Consider the following 19,355-nt stretch of genomic DNA (forward strand, 5'->3'; position numbering starts at 1 on the left):
GGGTTATATGGTCAAGTGAAGAAGCGCATACGGTGGATGCCTTGGCAGTCAGAGGCGATGAAAGACGTGGTAGCCTGCGAAAAGCTTCGGGGAGTCGGCAAACAGACTTTGATCCGGAGATGTCTGAATGGGGGAACCCAGCGGTCATAAGACCGTTACCTTACACTGAATACATAGGTGTATGGAGCGAACCAGGGGAACTGAAACATCTAAGTACCCTGAGGAAAAGAAATCAACCGAGATTCCCTTAGTAGTGGCGAGCGAACGGGGACCAGCCCTTAAGCTGTATTGAGATTAGCGGAACGTTCTGGAAAGGACGGCCATAGTGGGTGATAGCCCTGTACGCGAAAATCTCTTTGCAGTGAAATCGAGTAGGACGGAGCACGAGAAACTTTGTCTGAATATGGGGGGACCATCCTCCAAGGCTAAATACTACTGACTGACCGATAGTGAACTAGTACCGTGAGGGAAAGGCGAAAAGAACCCCGGAGAGGGGAGTGAAATAGATCCTGAAACCGTATGCGTACAAGCAGTGGGAGCCCACTTTGTTGGGTGACTGCGTACCTTTTGTATAATGGGTCAGCGACTTATTTTCAGTGGCGAGCTTAACCGAATAGGGGAGGCGTAGCGAAAGCGAGTCTTAATAGGGCGTCTAGTCGCTGGGAATAGACCCGAAACCGGGCGATCTATCCATGGGCAGGTTGAAGGTTGGGTAACACTAACTGGAGGACCGAACCGACTACCGTTGAAAAGTTAGCGGATGACCTGTGGATCGGAGTGAAAGGCTAATCAAGCTCGGAGATAGCTGGTTCTCCTCGAAAGCTATTTAGGTAGCGCCTCATGTATCACTGTAGGGGGTAGAGCACTGTTTCGGCTAGGGGATCATCCCGATTTACCAACCCGATGCAAACTCCGAATACCTACAAGTGCCGAGCATGGGAGACACACGGCGGGTGCTAACGTCCGTCGTGAAAAGGGAAACAACCCAGACCGTCAGCTAAGGTCCCAAAGTTATGGTTAAGTGGGAAACGATGTGGGAAGGCTTAGACAGCTAGGAGGTTGGCTTAGAAGCAGCCACCCTTTAAAGAAAGCGTAATAGCTCACTAGTCGAGTCGGCCTGCGCGGAAGATGTAACGGGGCTCAAACCATACACCGAAGCTACGGGTATCACTTAGGTGATGCGGTAGAGGAGCGTTCTGTAAGCCTGTGAAGGTGAGTTGAGAAGCTTGCTGGAGGTATCAGAAGTGCGAATGCTGACATGAGTAACGATAATGGGTGTGAAAAACACCCACGCCGAAAGACCAAGGTTTCCTGCGCAACGTTAATCGACGCAGGGTTAGTCGGTCCCTAAGGCGAGGCTGAAAAGCGTAGTCGATGGAAAACAGGTTAATATTCCTGTACTTCTGGTTATTGCGATGGAGGGACGGAGAAGGCTAGGCCAGCTTGGCGTTGGTTGTCCAAGTTTAAGGTGGTAGGCTGGAATCTTAGGTAAATCCGGGATTCTAAGGCCGAGAGCTGATGACGAGTGTGCTTAGGCACACGAAGTGGTTGATGCCATGCTTCCAAGAAAAGCTTCTAAGCTTCAGGTAACCAGGAACCGTACCCCAAACCGACACAGGTGGTTGGGTAGAGAATACCAAGGCGCTTGAGAGAACTCGGGTGAAGGAACTAGGCAAAATGGCACCGTAACTTCGGGAGAAGGTGCGCCGGTGAGGGTGAAGCATTTACTGCGTAAGCCCATGCCGGTCGAAGATACCAGGCCGCTGCGACTGTTTATTAAAAACACAGCACTCTGCAAACACGAAAGTGGACGTATAGGGTGTGACGCCTGCCCGGTGCCGGAAGGTTAATTGATGGGGTTAGCTAACGCGAAGCTCTTGATCGAAGCCCCGGTAAACGGCGGCCGTAACTATAACGGTCCTAAGGTAGCGAAATTCCTTGTCGGGTAAGTTCCGACCTGCACGAATGGCGTAACGATGGCGGCGCTGTCTCCACCCGAGACTCAGTGAAATTGAAATCGCTGTGAAGATGCAGTGTATCCGCGGCTAGACGGAAAGACCCCGTGAACCTTTACTATAGCTTTGCACTGGACTTTGAATTTGCTTGTGTAGGATAGGTGGGAGGCTTTGAAGCGTGGACGCCAGTTCGCGTGGAGCCAACCTTGAAATACCACCCTGGCAACTTTGAGGTTCTAACTCAGGTCCGTTATCCGGATCGAGGACAGTGTATGGTGGGTAGTTTGACTGGGGCGGTCTCCTCCTAAAGAGTAACGGAGGAGTACGAAGGTGCGCTCAGACCGGTCGGAAATCGGTCGTAGAGTATAAAGGCAAAAGCGCGCTTGACTGCGAGACAGACACGTCGAGCAGGTACGAAAGTAGGTCTTAGTGATCCGGTGGTTCTGTATGGAAGGGCCATCGCTCAACGGATAAAAGGTACTCCGGGGATAACAGGCTGATACCGCCCAAGAGTTCATATCGACGGCGGTGTTTGGCACCTCGATGTCGGCTCATCACATCCTGGGGCTGAAGCCGGTCCCAAGGGTATGGCTGTTCGCCATTTAAAGTGGTACGCGAGCTGGGTTTAGAACGTCGTGAGACAGTTCGGTCCCTATCTGCCGTGGACGTTTGAGATTTGAGAGGGGCTGCTCCTAGTACGAGAGGACCGGAGTGGACGAACCTCTGGTGTTCCGGTTGTCACGCCAGTGGCATTGCCGGGTAGCTACGTTCGGAATAGATAACCGCTGAAAGCATCTAAGCGGGAAACTAGCCTCAAGATGAGATCTCACTGGGACCTTGAGTCCCCTGAAGGGCCGTCGAAGACTACGACGTTGATAGGTTGGGTGTGTAAGCGCTGTGAGGCGTTGAGCTAACCAATACTAATTGCCCGTGAGGCTTGACCATATAACACCCAAGCAATCTGCTGAGAGAAAAGCAGATTGATGTGTGTGAAGACGATACAGTCGAAAGTTTGCAGCCAACACACAAATCTATCACATCCCCATTAGTTGGCCCGTTGCGCGCAAGCACCACGAGCCGGCAGCCGAATTTCTTGACGACCATAGAGCATTGGTACCACCTGATCCCATCCCGAACTCAGCAGTGAAACGATGCATCGCCGATGGTAGTGTGGGGTTTCCCCATGTGAGAGTAGGTCATCGTCAAGATTAAATTCCGAAACCCCTGTTTGCTTACGCAGACAGGGGTTTTGTTTGTGCGCTCAATAAATACATTTTCGTTTCTATGCATTAACAGTGCGCATGGCTATTATGCGTGCCTCATTGTTAGGCGATATCCGCATGCTGACGTTATTAAAGCTTCTTAAGGATGGCAATTTTCATTCGGGGCAAGCCCTGGGCCATGCTCTTGGCGTCAGTCGTAGTGCTGTATGGAAACAGCTGCAGCAGTTGGAAGCGGAGCTGAGTCTCGAGATCCATAAGATTAGAGGTCGAGGCTATCGCTTGGCCAATCCAATATCTCTTCTGGATAAGGATGAAATCTCAAGCGCTGGCTTCTCCCCAGAATGGTCAACACTCATTTTCGACTCAATCGACTCAACCAATGCAGAGGCGCTGCGCTCGATTGAGCGAGGTCATGATATGCCTGTGCTCGTACTGGCTGAGCGACAAACCGCCGGCAGAGGACGACGCGGGCGCAAATGGATAAGCCCATTTGCGGAGAACGTCTACTACAGCCTTGTCTTGAGGGTCGAGGGTGGGATGCGCCAGTTGGAAGGCTTGAGTCTGCTTGTGGGGCTGGCGGTAATGCAAACGCTGCGCGAAGTGGGGGTCAAGAATGCTGGTCTTAAATGGCCAAATGACATTCTGGTCGGGCAGCGTAAGATTGCGGGCGTTTTGTTGGAGTTGGTGGGAGACCCTGCTGACGTCTGTCACGTTGTAATTGGCGTTGGCATCAACGTGAACATGCAAGCGGCGCCTGAAGTCGACCAGCTTTGGACCTCCGTTCGACTTGAAACCGGCGTCTTATCAGATCGTAATGACCTGATCGCGAGGTTGAATCGTACGCTCGATCATTATTTAAGTGTGCATCAGAAAAGTGGTTTTCCTGCCGTTCAGGCTGAGTGGGAGCAAAATCACTTATGGCACGGGCGAGCGGTAACGCTGCTGGCGGGCGCCAGTAATGTAGAGGGTGTTGTGTTGGGGGTTGATGCGCAAGGTGCATTGCGGCTGCAGGTCGGCGCGGAAGAGAAGGTTTTTAGTGGTGGCGAGCTTAGCTTGAGGCTGCGTGATGATTCTTGAACTTGATTGCGGCAACAGCTTCATCAAATGGCGGGTAGTCCGCCAGGATAGCTCCTTGATCGTGGCTGGAGGCGTTGTCGATTGCGATGACGCATTGCTGCTGACCCTTAATCAGATCCCAGGTCTGAGTTTGATCCACTGTAGATTGGTCAGCGTGCGTAGCAATGAGGAGACGGTCCAGTTAGTCGCTGTTCTGGCTAGGGCCTTTTCGATAAGCGTCATTTGCGCAGGTCCGGCAAAATTTATGGCCGGTGTAACGAATGGCTATGACGAATACGAGCTTCTAGGTTTGGATCGGTGGCTGGCGATCGTTGGTGCGTATCATATTAGTCGTGGTGCATGCCTGGTGCTGGATCTGGGTACTGCGATCACTTCAGATTTTGTGTCGGCTGATGGGCAGCACATGGGTGGGTTTATCTGTCCAGGTATGCCGTTGATGCGCAATCTGCTGCGCACGCATACGCGACGGATTCGCTACGACGACGCCGCTGCGGAGCGTGCACTGATCAGCTTCACTCCAGGGCGCTCGACAGTTGAGGCGGTGGAGCGAGGATGTTCGCTGATGTCGCGAGGCTTTGTGCTTACGCAATTGAGTATGGCCCGAGAGTATTGGAAGGATGATTTCTCGGTTTTTGTTACCGGTGGCGATGCGGATTTGGTTGGCGAAATATTGCCTGGCGCCCGAATGATGCCTGATCTGGTTTTCGTAGGGCTGGCCTTGGCCTGTCCATTGCCTTGAGGTTGCTATGCGTTGGCTATTTCTTTTGCTATTGATGCTCAATTCCTTCTATTACATATGGCATCAACAGGAAGCGCCTCTGCGAGCCAAGGAGGTCATTTCGTTATCGTTGTATCGAGGTTCGCAGCAAGATATTCATCTGCTAAGTGAGTCTGATGCTGCGCGCGAAAACGCCTCGACTCCGCAGGAGGGGGACGAAAAGTGCCTTTATCTGGGTGGTCTTGCTCGTCAGGAGGATGCGCGTCTGATTGAGCAGCGTTTAACTAGCCTTGATATACAATCACAGCTTCAGCCCCTTTCAGCGGGGCCTGTGGCTGGATATTGGCTGAAGATTGCACCTTCTAGTCGGCGGCTTGTGGATGATGGCTTGATTCGTGAGCTTACTCAGGATTTTGCGCAGCTAAAAAATAAAATTATGTCTTGTGAAGGCATTGCAACTACCGACTAGTTTGCATAGAATGGCGCCCGCTTCGCAGTGCGATGTTAAGTGCGTAATCTGTAAAGCGGTCGTCAGCGAATGTAACCTCAGGTTTTTAATGAGAAATTAGTTGACAGAAGGGTAGCATGAGTTGAAAATGCTGCCTCGTTCAGGAGGGGTTCCCGAGCGGCCAAAGGGATCAGACTGTAAATCTGACGTCTACGACTTCGAAGGTTCGAATCCTTCCCCCTCCACCAAATTTTAGCGTAAGCAACAAGCTCTGCGGGTATAGTTTAGCGGTAGAACCTCAGCCTTCCAAGCTGATGATGCGGGTTCGATTCCCGCTACCCGCTCCAGGTTTGTTGTTTGTGCGACGTGTATCGCTCTTGTAGCTCAGTTGGTAGAGCACACCCTTGGTAAGGGTGAGGTCAGCAGTTCGAATCTGCTCAAGAGCTCCATTATCAAGGCAGATATGAAAATATCTGCCTTTGTTTTAAGCGGTCAAGATTGATTCTTCTATGGGAGACAGTGTCGATGGCTAAGGAAAGGTTCGAACGCAAGAAGCCGCACTTGAATGTTGGCACCATTGGTCACGTTGATCATGGAAAAACAACCTTGACTGCTGCTTTGACCAAGGTTTGCGCTGAAGCATTCGGTGGTTCTGCTCGTGACTTTTCTCAGATCGACAATGCTCCAGAAGAAAAAGCGCGCGGGATCACAATCAACACGTCACACGTTGAATATGATTCTGCAATCCGGCACTACGCTCACGTTGACTGTCCAGGCCATGCTGATTATGTGAAGAACATGATTACCGGTGCTGCTCAGATGGACGGTGCGATTCTGGTGTGTTCCGCAGCTGATGGTCCTATGCCGCAGACGCGTGAACATATTTTGCTGTCTCGTCAGGTTGGCGTTCCGTACATCGTTGTGTTCCTGAATAAGGCTGACATGGTCGATGATGAGGAGTTGCTTGAGCTGGTTGAGATGGAGGTGCGTGACCTGCTGAGTGTTTACGATTTTCCGGGTGATGACACCCCCATCGTGATCGGTTCTGCTTTGATGGCATTGAATGGTCGGGATGAAAACGGAATGGGCACGACTGCCGTCCGTAAGCTGGTTGATACGTTGGATAGCTATATTCCAGAGCCTGAGCGTGCAATCGACAAGCCGTTTCTGATGCCGATCGAGGATGTGTTCTCGATCTCGGGTCGTGGTACGGTGGTAACTGGTCGGGTTGAACGTGGCATCGTTAGAGTGCAGGAAGAAATCGAAATTATCGGTATCGTTCCCACCACAAAGACGACGTGTACAGGTGTTGAAATGTTCCGCAAGCTGCTCGACGAAGGTCGTGCAGGTGAGAACGTCGGAGTGCTGTTGCGTGGCACCAAGCGTGATGATGTTCAGCGTGGCCAGGTTCTGGCCAAGCCGGGCTCGGTCAGGCCGCACACAAGGTTCGAAGGCGAAGTTTACATTCTGAGCAAGGAGGAGGGTGGTCGTCATACGCCATTCTTCAAGGGCTACCGTCCGCAGTTTTACTTTCGTACAACTGACGTGACCGGTAACTGCGAATTGCCAGAAGGCATTGATATGGTAATGCCGGGTGATAATGTGAAAATGATTGTCACTCTGATTCAGCCGATTGCGATGGAAGATGGTCTTCGTTTCGCTATTCGTGAGGGCGGTCGTACCGTCGGCGCGGGTGTCGTAGCTAAAATCATCGAGTAAGTTGTTGAAAAACTCTTGTTGGGCCGGCATAATGGTCGGCCTAATTTTGCTTTTAGGTCAGTAGCTCAATTGGCAGAGCGACGGTCTCCAAAACCGTAGGTTGGGGGTTCGATTCCCTCCTGACCTGCCAGATTCACTCGGTGTAATCTGGCTTTCTTTTCACAGGATCCTCGTAGATGACTCCCAAGGCTGAAGCCCAAGACTCTCGCTTTGATCTGCTTAAATGGCTACTTGTAGTCGTTTTGGTGGTCGTAGGCGTTGTCGGCAATCAGTACTACTCCGCGGAACCGATCCTGTACCGCGTGCTTGTATTGCTTGCTATTGCTGCTGCTGCTGCCTTCGTTGGTTTGCAGACAGGAAAAGGTAAAGCTTTCTTCGTGTTGGCAAAGGAAGCTCGTACCGAGATTCGTAAAGTCGTTTGGCCTACTCGCCAAGAAACTACGCAGACCACATTGATTGTTGTGGCTGTTGTGTTGGTTATGGCGCTGCTGTTGTGGGGTTTAGATTCCCTGCTCGGTTGGCTTGTTTCTTTGATTGTTGGCTAAGGGTGTCCCGTGGCTAAGCGTTGGTACGTAGTGCATGCTTACTCGGGTTACGAGAAGCATGTCATGCGCTCGCTGCTCGAGCGTGTGAAGCTGGCTGGCATGGAAGAAGGCTTCGGCGAAATTCTGGTTCCCACTGAAGAAGTGGTTGAAATGCGTAATGGCCAGAAACGCAAAAGCGAGCGCAAATTCTTTCCAGGTTATGTGCTGGTACAGATGGATATGAACGAGGGTACTTGGCACTTGGTCAAGGATACTCCTCGTGTGATGGGCTTTATCGGCGGTACCGCTGATAAGCCTGCTCCGATCACTGACAAAGAAGCGGAAGCAATTCTGCGTCGTGTCGCTGATGGTAGCGACAAGCCGAAGCCAAAAACACTGTTCGAGCCAGGTGAGGTTGTTCGTGTCACTGATGGTCCGTTCGCTGATTTTAACGGCACGGTTGAAGAAGTTAACTACGAAAAAAGCCGGATCCAAGTGGCTGTGCTTATTTTCGGTCGCTCTACTCCGGTAGAGTTAGAGTTCAGTCAGGTCGAGAAGGCATAGCTGAACGAAAATCCCATACCCCGCAGCCTTAGGCTGTGGGGTTTTGTCGTCACTGGGATAAACGCGCAAGTAACCGGGGAGCCTTTTTAGGCGTCTGAACCCGTAATTGGAGTGCCTCATGGCCAAGAAAATTACCGCTTACATCAAGCTGCAAGTGAAGGCCGCTCAGGCTAACCCAAGTCCACCTGTTGGTCCTGCACTGGGTCAGCATGGCGTGAACATCATGGAATTCTGCAAAGCCTTCAACGCCCGTACTCAGGGTATTGAGCCAGGTCTGCCGACTCCTGTGATCATCACTGTTTACAGTGACCGCAGCTTCACTTTCGAAACTAAAAGCACCCCTGCTTCGGTTCTGCTGAAGAAGGCTGCTGGTTTGACTAGCGGTTCCGCTCGTCCAAACACCGTTAAGGTTGGCACCGTTACCCGTGCTCAGCTGGAAGATATCGCTAAAGCAAAAAATGCGGATCTGACGGCAAGTGATATGGACGCCGCTGTGCGTACCATCGCTGGTTCTGCTCGTAGCATGGGCCTTAACGTGGAGGGTGTGTAATGGCTAAGTTGACTAAGCGCCAAAAAGCTATCGCGGCTAAAATCGAGCCGGGCAAAGCTTATAGCTTCACAGACGCAGCAGCTCTGTTGACCGAACTGTCGACTGTCAAGTTCAGCGAATCTGTTGACGTTGCGGTTAACCTTGGTGTTGACCCGCGTAAATCCGACCAGGTTGTTCGCAGTGCAACCGTGCTTCCGCACGGCACTGGCAAAACTGTTCGCGTCGCTGTGTTCACCCAGGGTCCTGCTGCTGAAGCTGCTCTGGCTGCTGGCGCTGATCGCGTTGGTATGGACGACCTGGCTGCAGAAATGAAAGCCGGCAACCTGAACTTCGACGTGGTTATCGCTTCCCCGGACGCGATGCGTGTTGTTGGTCAGTTGGGTCAGATCCTCGGCCCACGCGGCCTGATGCCTAACCCTAAAGTCGGTACCGTTACTCCAGACGTAGCCACAGCGGTTAAAAACGCCAAGGCTGGTCAGGTTCGTTATCGCACCGACAAAAACGGCATCATCCACACTTCCGTTGGCAAGGTCGGTTTCGACGCTGTCAAGCTGAAGGAAAACGTTGAAGCACTGATCGCTGATTTGAAGCGTATCAAGCCAGCTTCTTCGAAAGGTATTTATGTCAAGCGCGTTACCCTGAGCACCACTATGGGCCCAGGTCTGGTCATCGACCAAGGCTCGCTGGACGCGTAAGACAAATGGGTGCAGGCGACTGCACACATGAAAAATTGGGGTCCCTGCCTGGCGGGGGCTATCCAAGACCGTAGGCGGCGAAAGTCTTAAACCTCAAGCCTACGCAGATGGTGCTCCCGGTTCCTTACCGAATCAGACACCAAAACGACATCCGACCTCGGTTGGATGAAACGGTAACAAGCAGGAGTTAACCCGTGGCAATTAAACTCGAAGACAAGAAGGCCATCGTCGCTGAAGTCAACGAGGCTGCCAAAGTAGCTCTGTCCGCTGTCGTGGCTGATGCCCGCGGTGTGACAGTAAGCGCTATGACCGGACTCCGTAAAGAGGCCCGTGAAGCTGGCGTGTACGTACGTGTTGTACGTAACACCTTGCTGCGACGCGCCGTTGCAGGCACTCAATATGACGTGCTCAACGACGTGTTCACAGGCCCGACCTTGGTTGCATTCTCCAACGAACATCCTGGCGCTGCTGCCCGTTTGTTCAAGGAATTTGCCAAAGGTCAGGATAAGTTCGAGATCAAGGCAGCTGCGTTCGAGGGCAAGTTCCTCGCAGCTAATCAGATCGACGTACTGGCAACTCTGCCGACCCGTAACGAAGCTATTTCTCAGCTGATGAGCGTGATTCAAGGCGCTACCAGCAAGTTGGCTCGTACTCTGGCGGCTGTTCGCGAACAAAAAGAAGCTGCCGCAGCTTAAGGCTGAGCACTTTCTCTCGCGTATTTTTGTTTATTTCGATGGCCGCGTAGGCCGTCCCCCAATTCAGGAATTAGAGTCATGTCCATTTCTCAAGACGATATCCTCAACGCCGTAGCTGAAATGTCTGTTCTGCAGGTTGTTGAGCTGATCAAAGCTTTCGAAGAAAAATTCGGCGTTACTGCTGCTGCCGGTTCTGCTGGTCCAGCTGCTGTTGCTGCAGTAGTGGAAGAACAGACTGAATTCAACGTCATTCTGACCGAAACTGGCGAGAAGAAAGTTAACGTGATCAAGGCAGTACGTGAACTGACAGGCCTGGGCCTGAAAGAAGCCAAAGCGGTAGTTGACGCTGGTGCTGGTTCGCTGGTTCTGGAAGCTGTATCGAAAGATGCTGCTGACAAAGCCAAAGCTGCTCTGGAAGAAGCAGGCGCTAAAGTCGAGCTGAAGTAAGCATCGACTTTGCGTCTCCAGCCCAAGCGTTAAGCGAAAGGCTGATGGCTGGTGGCTCTTGCCACCGGCCTTTTTCCGTTATAGATGGCTGGCCTGGTCAGCATCTGTAACGTGTAAGAGCCACCCGATGCGGGTGGTGCAAACCAAGGGGTTTGCACGATTTTCTGGCTGCTCCCGTCGGGAGGAGCCAAACAAGCAGGTGACCAAGCTGGGGAACGCTGATGGCTTACTCATATACTGAGAAAAAACGTATCCGCAAGGACTTTAGCAAGTTGCCGGACGTAATGGATGTGCCATATCTCTTGGCCATCCAGCTGGATTCGTATCGCGAATTCCTGCAAGCGGGAGCGACCAAAGATCAGTTCCGCGACGTCGGTCTGCATGCAGCCTTCAAATCCGTTTTCCCGATCATCAGCTACTCCGGCAATGCTGCGCTGGAGTATGTGGGTTATCGCTTGGGCGAACCGGCATTTGATGTCAAAGAGTGCGTGCTGCGCGGTGTGACTTACGCTGTGCCTTTGCGGGTCAAGGTCCGTTTGATCATTTTCGACAAAGAATCGTCGAACAAAGCGATCAAGGACATCAAAGAGCAAGAAGTCTACATGGGTGAAATCCCCCTGATGACTGAGAACGGTACCTTCGTAATCAACGGTACCGAGCGCGTAATCGTTTCCCAGTTGCACCGTTCCCCGGGCGTGTTCTTCGACCACGACCGCGGCAAGACGCACAGCTCCGGTAAGCTGCTTTATTCCGCGCGTATCATTCCTTACCGCGGCTCATGGTTGGACTTCGAGTTCGACCCGAAAGACTGCGTGTTCGTTCGTATCGACCGTCGTCGCAAGCTGCCTGCGTCCGTATTGTTGCGCGCACTCGGCTACACGACTGAACAAGTGCTCGATGCGTTCTATACCACCAACATTTTCCACGTGCAGGGTGAAAACCTGAATCTGGAGCTGATTCCTCAGCGTCTTCGTGGTGAAATTGCGGCTATTGATATTCTTGACGACAAAGGCAAGGTCATTGTCGAGCAAGGCCGTCGGATTACCGCTCGCCATGTAAACCAGATGGAAAAAGCCGGGATCAAAGAGCTGGAAGTGCCTCTGGACTATGTCCTGGGTCGCACTACCGCCAAGATCATCGTGCATCCAGCGACCGGCGAAATCATTGCCGAATGCAATACAGAGCTGAACACCGAGATTCTGGCAAAAATCGCCAAGGCTCAGGTTGTCCGTATCGAAACGTTGTACACCAACGACATCGATTGCGGTCCGTTTGTCTCTGACACGCTGAAGATCGACTCCACCAGCAACCAATTGGAAGCGCTGGTCGAGATCTATCGCATGATGCGTCCTGGTGAGCCACCGACCAAAGATGCAGCCGAAACGCTGTTCAACAACCTGTTCTTCAGCCCTGAGCGTTATGACCTGTCTGCGGTCGGCCGGATGAAGTTCAACCGTCGTATCGGTCGTACCGAGATCGAAGGTTCGGGCGTGTTGTGCAAAGAAGATATCGTCGCCGTCTTGAAGACGCTGGTCGATATCCGTAACGGCAAAGGCATCGTCGACGACATCGACCACTTGGGTAACCGTCGTGTTCGTTGTGTTGGCGAAATGGCCGAAAACCAGTTCCGTGTTGGCCTGGTACGTGTAGAGCGTGCGGTCAAAGAGCGTCTGTCGATGGCAGAAAGCGAAGGTCTGATGCCTCAAGACCTGATCAATGCCAAGCCAGTCGCGGCAGCGGTTAAAGAGTTCTTTGGTTCCAGCCAGCTTTCGCAGTTCATGGACCAGAACAACCCGTTGTCCGAAATCACCCACAAACGTCGTGTCTCTGCACTCGGCCCTGGTGGTTTGACGCGTGAGCGTGCCGGCTTCGAAGTTCGTGACGTACACCCGACTCACTATGGTCGTGTATGCCCGATTGAAACGCCAGAAGGTCCGAACATCGGTCTGATCAACTCCTTGGCCGCCTATGCGCGTACCAACCAGTACGGCTTCCTCGAAAGCCCGTACCGTGTGGTTAAAGACGCGCTGGTGACTAACGAGATCGTGTTCCTCTCGGCTATCGAAGAAGCGGATCACGTTATCGCTCAGGCTTCGGCCACGATGAACGACACCGGTCACCTGATCGACGAATTGGTTGCGGTACGTCACCTCAACGAATTCACCGTCAAGGCGCCTGAAGACGTGACGCTGATGGACGTTTCGCCGAAACAGGTAGTTTCGGTCGCGGCCTCGCTGATCCCGTTCCTCGAGCACGACGACGCCAACCGTGCGTTGATGGGTTCGAACATGCAGCGTCAGGCGGTACCGACCCTGCGTTCCGACAAGCCGCTGGTCGGCACCGGGATGGAGCGTAACGTTGCCCGTGACTCCGGCGTTTGCGTCGTGGCTCGTCGTGGCGGCGTGATTGACTCGGTCGATGCCAGCCGTATCGTGGTTCGTGTTGCTGATGATGAAGTTGAAACCGGTGAAGCCGGTGTAGACATCTACAACCTGACCAAATACACCCGCTCCAACCAGAACACCTGCATCAACCAGCGTCCGCTGGTGAGCAAGGGTGATCGGGTTGAGCGTAGCGACATCATGGCTGACGGTCCGTCCACCGATATGGGTGAGCTGGCGTTGGGTCAGAACATGCGCATCGCATTCATGGCATGGAACGGCTACAACTTCGAAGACTCCATCCTCCTTTCGGAGCGTGTTGTTCAAGAAGACCGTTTCACCACGATCCACATTCAGGAACTGACCTGTGTGGCTCGTGATACCAAGCTTGGGCCTGAGGAAATCACTGCAGACATCCCGAACGTGGGTGAAGCTGCACTGAACAAGCTTGATGAAGCCGGTATCGTTTATGTGGGTGCTGAAGTCGGCGCTGGCGACATTCTGGTCGGTAAGGTCACTCCGAAAGGCGAGACCCAGCTGACGCCAGAAGAAAAACTGTTGCGTGCGATCTTCGGTGAGAAAGCGAGCGACGTTAAGGACACTTCTCTGCGCGTACCTACCGGTACCAAGGGCACTGTCATCGACGTTCAGGTCTTCACTCGCGACGGCGTTGAGCGTGATGCTCGTGCACTGTCCATCGAGAAGATCCAGCTCGACGAAATCCGTAAGGACTTGAACGAAGAGTTCCGTATCGTCGAAGGCGCTACGTTCGAACGTCTGCGTTCCGCGTTGGTAGGCCGTACGGCTGAAGGCGGCGCAGGTCTGAAGAAAGGTCAGGACATCACCGACGAAATTCTCGACGGTCTTGAACATGGTCAGTGGTTCAAACTGCGCATGGTTGAAGATGCTCTGAACGAGCAGCTCGAGAAAGCTCAGGCTTATATCGTTGATCGTCGCCGTCTTCTGGACGACAAGTTCGAAGACAAGAAACGCAAGCTGCAGCAGGGCGATGACCTGGCACCTGGCGTTCTGAAAATCGTCAAGGTTTACCTGGCAATCCGTCGCCGCATTCAGCCGGGCGACAAGATGGCCGGTCGTCACGGTAACAAGGGTGTGGTCTCGGTGATCATGCCAGTTGAAGACATGCCGCACGATGCCAATGGCACACCGGTTGATATCGTCCTCAACCCGTTGGGCGTACCTTCGCGGATGAACGTTGGTCAGATCCTTGAAACCCACCTCGGTCTCGCGGCCAAGGGCTTGGGTGAGAAGATCAATCGCATGCTTGAAGAGCAGCGTAAAGTCGCAGACTTGCGCAAGTTCCTCAACGAGATCTACAACGAAATCGGTGGTCGCCAGGAAAATCTGGAAGACTTCACCGACCAGGAAATCCTGGATCTCGCGAAGAACCTTCGCGGCGGCGTGCCGATGGCCACTCCGGTGTTCGACGGTGCCAAGGAAAGCGAAATCAAGGCCATGCTTAAACTGGCTGATATGCCAGAAAGCGGCCAGATGCAGCTGTTCGACGGTCGTACCGGCAACAAATTCGAGCGCCCGGTAACAGTTGGCTACATGTACATGCTGAAGCTGAACCACTTGGTGGACGACAAGATGCACGCGCGTTCCACTGGTTCTTACAGCCTGGTTACCCAGCAGCCGCTGGGTGGTAAGGCTCAGTTCGGTGGTCAGCGTTTCGGGGAGATGGAAGTGTGGGCGCTGGAAGCATACGGCGCGGCTTACACTCTGCAAGAAATGCTCACAGTGAAGTCGGACGATGTGAACGGTCGGACCAAGATGTACAAAAACATCGTGGACGGCGATCACCGTATGGAGCCGGGCATGCCCGAGTCCTTCAACGTGTTGATCAAAGAAATTCGTTCGCTCGGTATCGACATCGATCTGGAAACCGAATAACACGTGACGCGAATTGGGGGCAGGGCTGTATTGCCTGCTCCCTGCTCCGCCAGGAGGAAAGGCCTTGAAAGACCTATTGAATTTGCTGAAAAACCAGGGTCAAGTCGAAGAGTTCGACGCCATCCGTATTGGATTGGCATCGCCTGAGATGATCCGTTCGTGGTCGTTCGGTGAAGTTAAAAAACCGGAAACCATCAACTACCGTACGTTCAAGCCTGAGCGTGATGGCCTGTTCTGCGCCAAGATCTTTGGCCCGGTAAAGGATTACGAGTGCCTGTGCGGTAAGTACAAGCGCCTGAAGCATCGTGGTGTGATCTGCGAGAAGTGCGGCGTAGAAGTCGCGCTGGCAAAAGTTCGTCGCGAGCGTATGGCTCACATCGAACTGGCCTCGCCAGTTGCCCACATCTGGTTCCTGAAGTCCCTGCCGTCCCGTATCGGCTTGCTGATGGACATGACCCTGCGTGATATCGAACGCGTTCTCTACTTCGAGAGCTATGTCGTTATCGATCCAGGCATGACCACCCTTGAAAAGGGTCAGTTGCTCAACGACGAGCAGTACTTTGAAGCGCTCGAAGAATTCGGTGATGACTTCGACGCCCGCATGGGTGCTGAAGCTGTCCGCGAACTGCTGCACGCAATCGACCTGGAACACGAGATTGGCCGTCTGCGCGAAGAAATTCCGCAAACCAACTCCGAAACCAAAATCAAGAAACTGTCCAAGCGCTTGAAGTTGATGGAAGCCTTCCAGGGTTCCGGCAACCTTCCTGAGTGGATGGTGCTGACCGTTCTGCCGGTTCTGCCGCCAGATCTGCGTCCATTGGTTCCGCTTGATGGTGGTCGTTTCGCAACGTCCGACCTCAACGATCTGTATCGTCGAGTGATCAACCGTAACAACCGTTTGAAGCGTCTGCTTGATCTGTCCGCTCCGGACATCATCGTGCGCAACGAAAAACGTATGTTGCAGGAAGCGGTCGATGCCTTGCTCGACAACGGCCGTCGTGGCCGTGCTATCACGGGTTCGAACAAACGTCCTCTGAAATCCTTGGCTGACATGATCAAGGGTAAACAGGGTCGTTTCCGTCAGAACTTGCTCGGTAAGCGTGTTGACTACTCCGGTCGTTCGGTAATTACCGTAGGTCCGGCCTTGCGCCTGCACCAGTGCGGTCTGCCGAAGAAAATGGCTCTCGAGCTGTTCAAACCGTTCATTTTCGGCAAGTTGGAAATGCGTGGCCTCGCCACCACCATCAAAGCCGCCAAGAAAATGGTTGAGCGCGAGCTGCCAGAGGTTTGGGACGTTCTCGCTGAAGTGATTCGCGAACACCCGGTCCTCCTCAACCGTGCACCGACCCTTCACCGTCTGGGTATCCAGGCGTTTGAACCGGTTCTGATCGAAGGTAAAGCCATTCAGCTTCACCCGTTGGTCTGTGCCGCGTACAACGCCGACTTCGACGGCGACCAAATGGCCGTTCACGTACCGCTGACACTGGAAGCCCAGCTCGAAGCGCGTGCGTTGATGATGTCGACCAACAACATTCTGTCGCCAGCCAACGGTGAGCCAATCATCGTTCCGTCGCAGGACGTTGTATTGGGTCTGTACTACATGACGCGTGAAGCGATCAACGCCAAGGGCGAAGGTCGTGTGTTCGCGGATCTGCAGGAAGTTGACCGCGTATTCCGCGCTGGCGAAGCCGCGCTGCATGCCAAAGTCAAAGTCCGCATCCACGAAACGGTCAATGATCGTGATGGTGGCAGCGTCAAGAACACCCGTATCGTCGACACTACTGTCGGCCGTGCGCTGTTGTTCCAGGTGGTTCCGGCCGGCCTGTCGTACGACGTGGTCAACCAGCCGATGAAGAAAAAGGCGATCTCCAAGCTGATCAACCAGTGCTACCGCGTGGTTGGTTTGAAAGAGACCGTTATTTTCGCTGACCAATTGATGTACACCGGTTTTGCCTACTCGACTATTTCGGGTGTTTCCATTGGCGTTAACGACTTCGTTATCCCTGATGAAAAAGCTCGCATCATCGACGCTGCTACCGAAGAAGTTAAAGAGATCGAAAGTCAGTACGCCTCAGGCCTGGTAACCCAGGGCGAGAAGTACAACAAGGTGATCGACCTTTGGTCCAAGGCCAACGACGAAGTCTCCAAGGCGATGATGTCGAACCTCTCGAAAGAGAGAGTCATTGACCGTCACGGCGTCGAAGTTGATCAGGAATCCTTCAACTCGATGTACATGATGGCTGACTCCGGCGCACGGGGTTCCGCTGCACAGATTCGTCAGCTGGCGGGTATGCGTGGTTTGATGGCCAAGCCGGATGGCTCGATCATCGAAACGCCGATCACTGCGAACTTCCGTGAAGGTTTGAGCGTACTTCAGTACTTCATCTCCACTCACGGTGCTCGTAAAGGTTTGGCGGATACCGCGTTGAAAACTGCGAACTCCGGTTATCTGACTCGTCGTCTGGTAGACGTGGCTCAGGATCTGGTGGTTACAGAAGTTGACTGCGGTACCGAGCACGGTCTGCTGATGACGCCGCACATTGAAGGCGGCGACGTTGTTGAGCCGTTGGGTGAGCGCGTGTTGGGTCGAGTTATCGCCCGTGACGTGTTCAAGCCGGGTACCGATGATGTCATCGTTCCTGCGGGCACCCTCGTTGACGAGAAGTGGGTTGAGTTCATCGAGCTGAACAGCATCGACGAAGTGATCGTGCGTTCGCCGATCAGTTGCGAAACCCGTTTCGGTATCTGCGCCAAGTGCTACGGTCGCGATCTGGCTCGTGGGCATCAGGTGAATATCGGTGAAGCTGTCGGCGTAATCGCTGCTCAGTCGATCGGTGAACCGGGTACTCAGCTGACCATGCGTACGTTCCACATCGGTGGTGCGGCAAGCCGGACCTCCGCTGCAGATAGCGTTCAGGTGAAGAATGGCGGTACTGTCCGCCTGCATAACCTGAAACACGTTGAGCGAGTCGACGGTTGCCTGGTGGCAGTGTCTCGTTCCGGTGAGCTGGCTATCGCTGATGACTACGGTCGTGAGCGCGAGCGTTACAAGCTGCCGTACGGTGCTGTGATTTCGGTGAAGGAAGGCGACAAGGTCGACGCTGGCGCAATCGTGGCCAAGTGGGATCCGCACACTCACCCAATCGTCACCGAGATGAAAGGTACCGTGACCTACGTGGGCATGGAAGAAGGCATCACGATCAAGCGTCAGACAGACGAATTGACCGGTATGACCAACATCGAAGTACTCGATGCCAAAGACCGTCCTGCAGCCGGTAAAGATATCCGTCCTGCCGTTAAGATGGTGGGTGTGGATGGCAAGGATCTGTTGCTGCCAGGTACAGACGTACCTGCTCAATACTTCCTGCCAGCTAACGCCTTGGTCGGTGTTGCGGATGGCGTGCAGGTTGCGATCGGTGATGTTATCGCCCGTATCCCGCAAGAGACTTCGAAAACCCGTGACATCACCGGTGGTCTGCCGCGTGTTGCCGACTTGTTCGAGGCACGTCGTCCGAAAGAAGCCTCCATTCTGGCTGAAGTCAGCGGCACCATCGCGTTCGGTAAAGAGACCAAGGGCAAGCGCCGTCTGGTCATTACCCCGAACGATGGCAGCGACCTGTACGAAGAGCTGATTCCAAAGTGGCGTCACCTGAACGTCTTCGAAGGCGAACAAGTGAACCGCGGTGAAGTTATCTCCGACGGTCCGAGCGATCCACACGACATCCTGCGTCTGCTGGGTGTGAGTGCGCTGGCCAAGTACATCGTCAACGAGATCCAGGACGTTTATCGTCTGCAAGGCGTGAAGATCAACGATAAGCACATCGAAACGATTCTTCGTCAGATGCTGCGTAAAGTTGAGATCGCCGAGTCTGGCGATTCGACCTTCATCAAGGGCGACCAGATGGAGCTGACGCACGTATTGGTCGAGAACGAGCGCCTGAGCGCGGACGAGAAATTCGTTTCCAAGTTCACTCGTGTGTTGCTGGGTATCACCAAAGCATCGTTGTCCACCGAGTCGTTCATCTCCGCAGCCTCCTTCCAGGAGACAACGCGGGTACTGACCGAAGCGGCCGTGACCGGCAAGCGCGATTACTTGCGCGGCCTGAAAGAAAACGTGGTCGTGGGTCGTTTGATCCCGGCCGGTACCGGTTTGGCTTATCACAGCGAGCGCAAACGTCGCCGTGAAGCAGACAAACCGTTGCGTGTTAGCGCCAGTGAAGTGGAAGCTGCACTGACCGAAGCGTTGAACTCAAGCGGTAATTAAGATTGAAGCCCTGGCCCTCCCGGCCAAAAGACAGCAGCGCATGCTGCTGTCTTCATGGTCGGGGAGGTTGGGGCTTTGTCTTGACTGGGGACAGGATCCTCTTTAGACTCTTGTACCCCTAAATTTGGCGGGACTTGTGTCCTGCCATTTTGCTTTTCTTGTAAGACAATAGCGTCGCAAG

12 protein-coding genes, 4 tRNA genes and 2 rRNA genes are annotated in these 19,355 nt (G+C 53.5%); all 18 read left to right on the forward strand.

The features are described 5' to 3' along the window. Window positions 1–9 precede the first annotated feature (9 nt). The 18 genes from AC1ME2_RS16265 to rpoC all read left to right on the forward strand — a co-directional run bounded on the left by AC1ME2_RS16265 (window position 10) and on the right by rpoC (window position 19,174). Window positions 10–2,900, forward strand: a 23S ribosomal RNA gene (locus tag AC1ME2_RS16265). A gap of 147 nt (window positions 2,901–3,047) precedes the next feature. After that, a 5S ribosomal RNA gene (gene rrf / locus AC1ME2_RS16270) occupies window positions 3,048–3,163 on the forward strand. Window positions 3,164–3,295: 132 nt separating this feature from the next. Further along, on the forward strand, window positions 3,296–4,255 hold the full coding sequence (birA, locus tag AC1ME2_RS16275) for a bifunctional biotin--[acetyl-CoA-carboxylase] ligase/biotin operon repressor BirA (RefSeq protein WP_480442167.1): 960 nt from the start codon (window positions 3,296–3,298) through the stop codon (window positions 4,253–4,255). Next, on the forward strand, window positions 4,245–4,994 hold the full coding sequence (locus tag AC1ME2_RS16280) for a pantothenate kinase (protein ID WP_480435280.1): 750 nt from the start codon (window positions 4,245–4,247) through the stop codon (window positions 4,992–4,994). The genes birA and AC1ME2_RS16280 overlap by 11 nt, the downstream gene beginning before the upstream one ends. A gap of 7 nt (window positions 4,995–5,001) precedes the next feature. Continuing rightward, window positions 5,002–5,442 (forward strand): hypothetical protein, encoded by a 441-nt coding sequence (locus AC1ME2_RS16285; RefSeq protein ID WP_480435282.1) that lies wholly within the window; start codon window positions 5,002–5,004, stop codon window positions 5,440–5,442. Between the two features lie 142 nt (window positions 5,443–5,584). Then, window positions 5,585–5,669, forward strand: a tRNA-Tyr gene (locus AC1ME2_RS16290). 25 nt (window positions 5,670–5,694) lie between these two features. Next, window positions 5,695–5,768 (forward strand) — tRNA-Gly (locus AC1ME2_RS16295). Between the two features lie 26 nt (window positions 5,769–5,794). After that, window positions 5,795–5,870: transfer RNA gene (locus tag AC1ME2_RS16300), tRNA-Thr, on the forward strand. 76 nt (window positions 5,871–5,946) lie between these two features. After that, window positions 5,947–7,140, forward strand: a complete 1,194-nt coding sequence (gene tuf, locus AC1ME2_RS16305) for an elongation factor Tu (protein ID WP_480435284.1) — start codon at window positions 5,947–5,949, stop codon at window positions 7,138–7,140. A 54-nt stretch (window positions 7,141–7,194) separates the two neighbouring features. Further along, window positions 7,195–7,270, forward strand: a tRNA-Trp gene (locus tag AC1ME2_RS16310). A 46-nt stretch (window positions 7,271–7,316) separates the two neighbouring features. Next, window positions 7,317–7,685: a preprotein translocase subunit SecE gene (secE, locus tag AC1ME2_RS16315; RefSeq protein WP_480435287.1), complete on the forward strand. Its 369-nt coding sequence runs from the start codon at window positions 7,317–7,319 to the stop codon at window positions 7,683–7,685. A gap of 9 nt (window positions 7,686–7,694) precedes the next feature. Beyond that, window positions 7,695–8,228 (forward strand): transcription termination/antitermination protein NusG, encoded by a 534-nt coding sequence (nusG, locus tag AC1ME2_RS16320; protein ID WP_219062798.1) that lies wholly within the window; start codon window positions 7,695–7,697, stop codon window positions 8,226–8,228. Between the two features lie 118 nt (window positions 8,229–8,346). After that, the gene (gene rplK, locus AC1ME2_RS16325) at window positions 8,347–8,778 is read left to right on the forward strand and encodes a 50S ribosomal protein L11 (protein ID WP_480435289.1); all 432 of its coding nucleotides are present in this window, start codon (window positions 8,347–8,349) and stop codon (window positions 8,776–8,778) included. Further along, a complete protein-coding gene (gene rplA / locus AC1ME2_RS16330) occupies window positions 8,778–9,473 on the forward strand; it encodes a 50S ribosomal protein L1 (RefSeq protein WP_480435291.1) in 696 nt (231 codons plus the stop codon). The genes rplK and rplA overlap by 1 nt, the downstream gene beginning before the upstream one ends. A gap of 194 nt (window positions 9,474–9,667) precedes the next feature. Beyond that, window positions 9,668–10,168 (forward strand): 50S ribosomal protein L10, encoded by a 501-nt coding sequence (gene rplJ, locus AC1ME2_RS16335; protein ID WP_219062794.1) that lies wholly within the window; start codon window positions 9,668–9,670, stop codon window positions 10,166–10,168. Between the two features lie 78 nt (window positions 10,169–10,246). After that, on the forward strand, window positions 10,247–10,615 hold the full coding sequence (rplL, locus tag AC1ME2_RS16340; protein ID WP_480435293.1) for a 50S ribosomal protein L7/L12: 369 nt from the start codon (window positions 10,247–10,249) through the stop codon (window positions 10,613–10,615). 221 nt (window positions 10,616–10,836) lie between these two features. Beyond that, complete coding sequence (gene rpoB / locus AC1ME2_RS16345) at window positions 10,837–14,910, forward strand: DNA-directed RNA polymerase subunit beta (RefSeq protein WP_480435295.1); 4,074 nt, start codon at window positions 10,837–10,839, stop codon at window positions 14,908–14,910. Between the two features lie 64 nt (window positions 14,911–14,974). After that, window positions 14,975–19,174 carry a DNA-directed RNA polymerase subunit beta' gene (rpoC, locus tag AC1ME2_RS16350; RefSeq protein ID WP_480435297.1) on the forward strand — a complete coding sequence of 1,400 codons (4,200 nt, stop codon included), beginning with the start codon at window positions 14,975–14,977 and terminating at the stop codon, window positions 19,172–19,174. Window positions 19,175–19,355 lie beyond the last annotated feature (181 nt).

It is taken from the genome of Pseudomonas sp. ASL9 (genome assembly GCF_056680335.1).

Excerpts from the sequence above, each read along its gene's own strand:
- rplA (WP_480435291.1), top strand. The coding sequence starts at position 8,778 with ATGGCTAAGTTGACTAAGCGCCAAAAAGCTATCGCGGCTAAAATCGAG.
- rplK (WP_480435289.1), top strand. The coding sequence starts at position 8,347 with ATGGCCAAGAAAATTACCGCTTACATCAAGCTGCAAGTGAAGGCCGCT.
- birA (WP_480442167.1), top strand. The coding sequence starts at position 3,296 with ATGCTGACGTTATTAAAGCTTCTTAAGGATGGCAATTTTCATTCGGGG.
- rplL (WP_480435293.1), top strand. The coding sequence starts at position 10,247 with ATGTCCATTTCTCAAGACGATATCCTCAACGCCGTAGCTGAAATGTCT.
- AC1ME2_RS16285 (WP_480435282.1), top strand. The coding sequence starts at position 5,002 with ATGCGTTGGCTATTTCTTTTGCTATTGATGCTCAATTCCTTCTATTAC.
- tuf (WP_480435284.1), top strand. The coding sequence starts at position 5,947 with ATGGCTAAGGAAAGGTTCGAACGCAAGAAGCCGCACTTGAATGTTGGC.
- rpoB (WP_480435295.1), top strand. The coding sequence starts at position 10,837 with ATGGCTTACTCATATACTGAGAAAAAACGTATCCGCAAGGACTTTAGC.
- secE (WP_480435287.1), top strand. The coding sequence starts at position 7,317 with ATGACTCCCAAGGCTGAAGCCCAAGACTCTCGCTTTGATCTGCTTAAA.
- AC1ME2_RS16280 (WP_480435280.1), top strand. The coding sequence starts at position 4,245 with ATGATTCTTGAACTTGATTGCGGCAACAGCTTCATCAAATGGCGGGTA.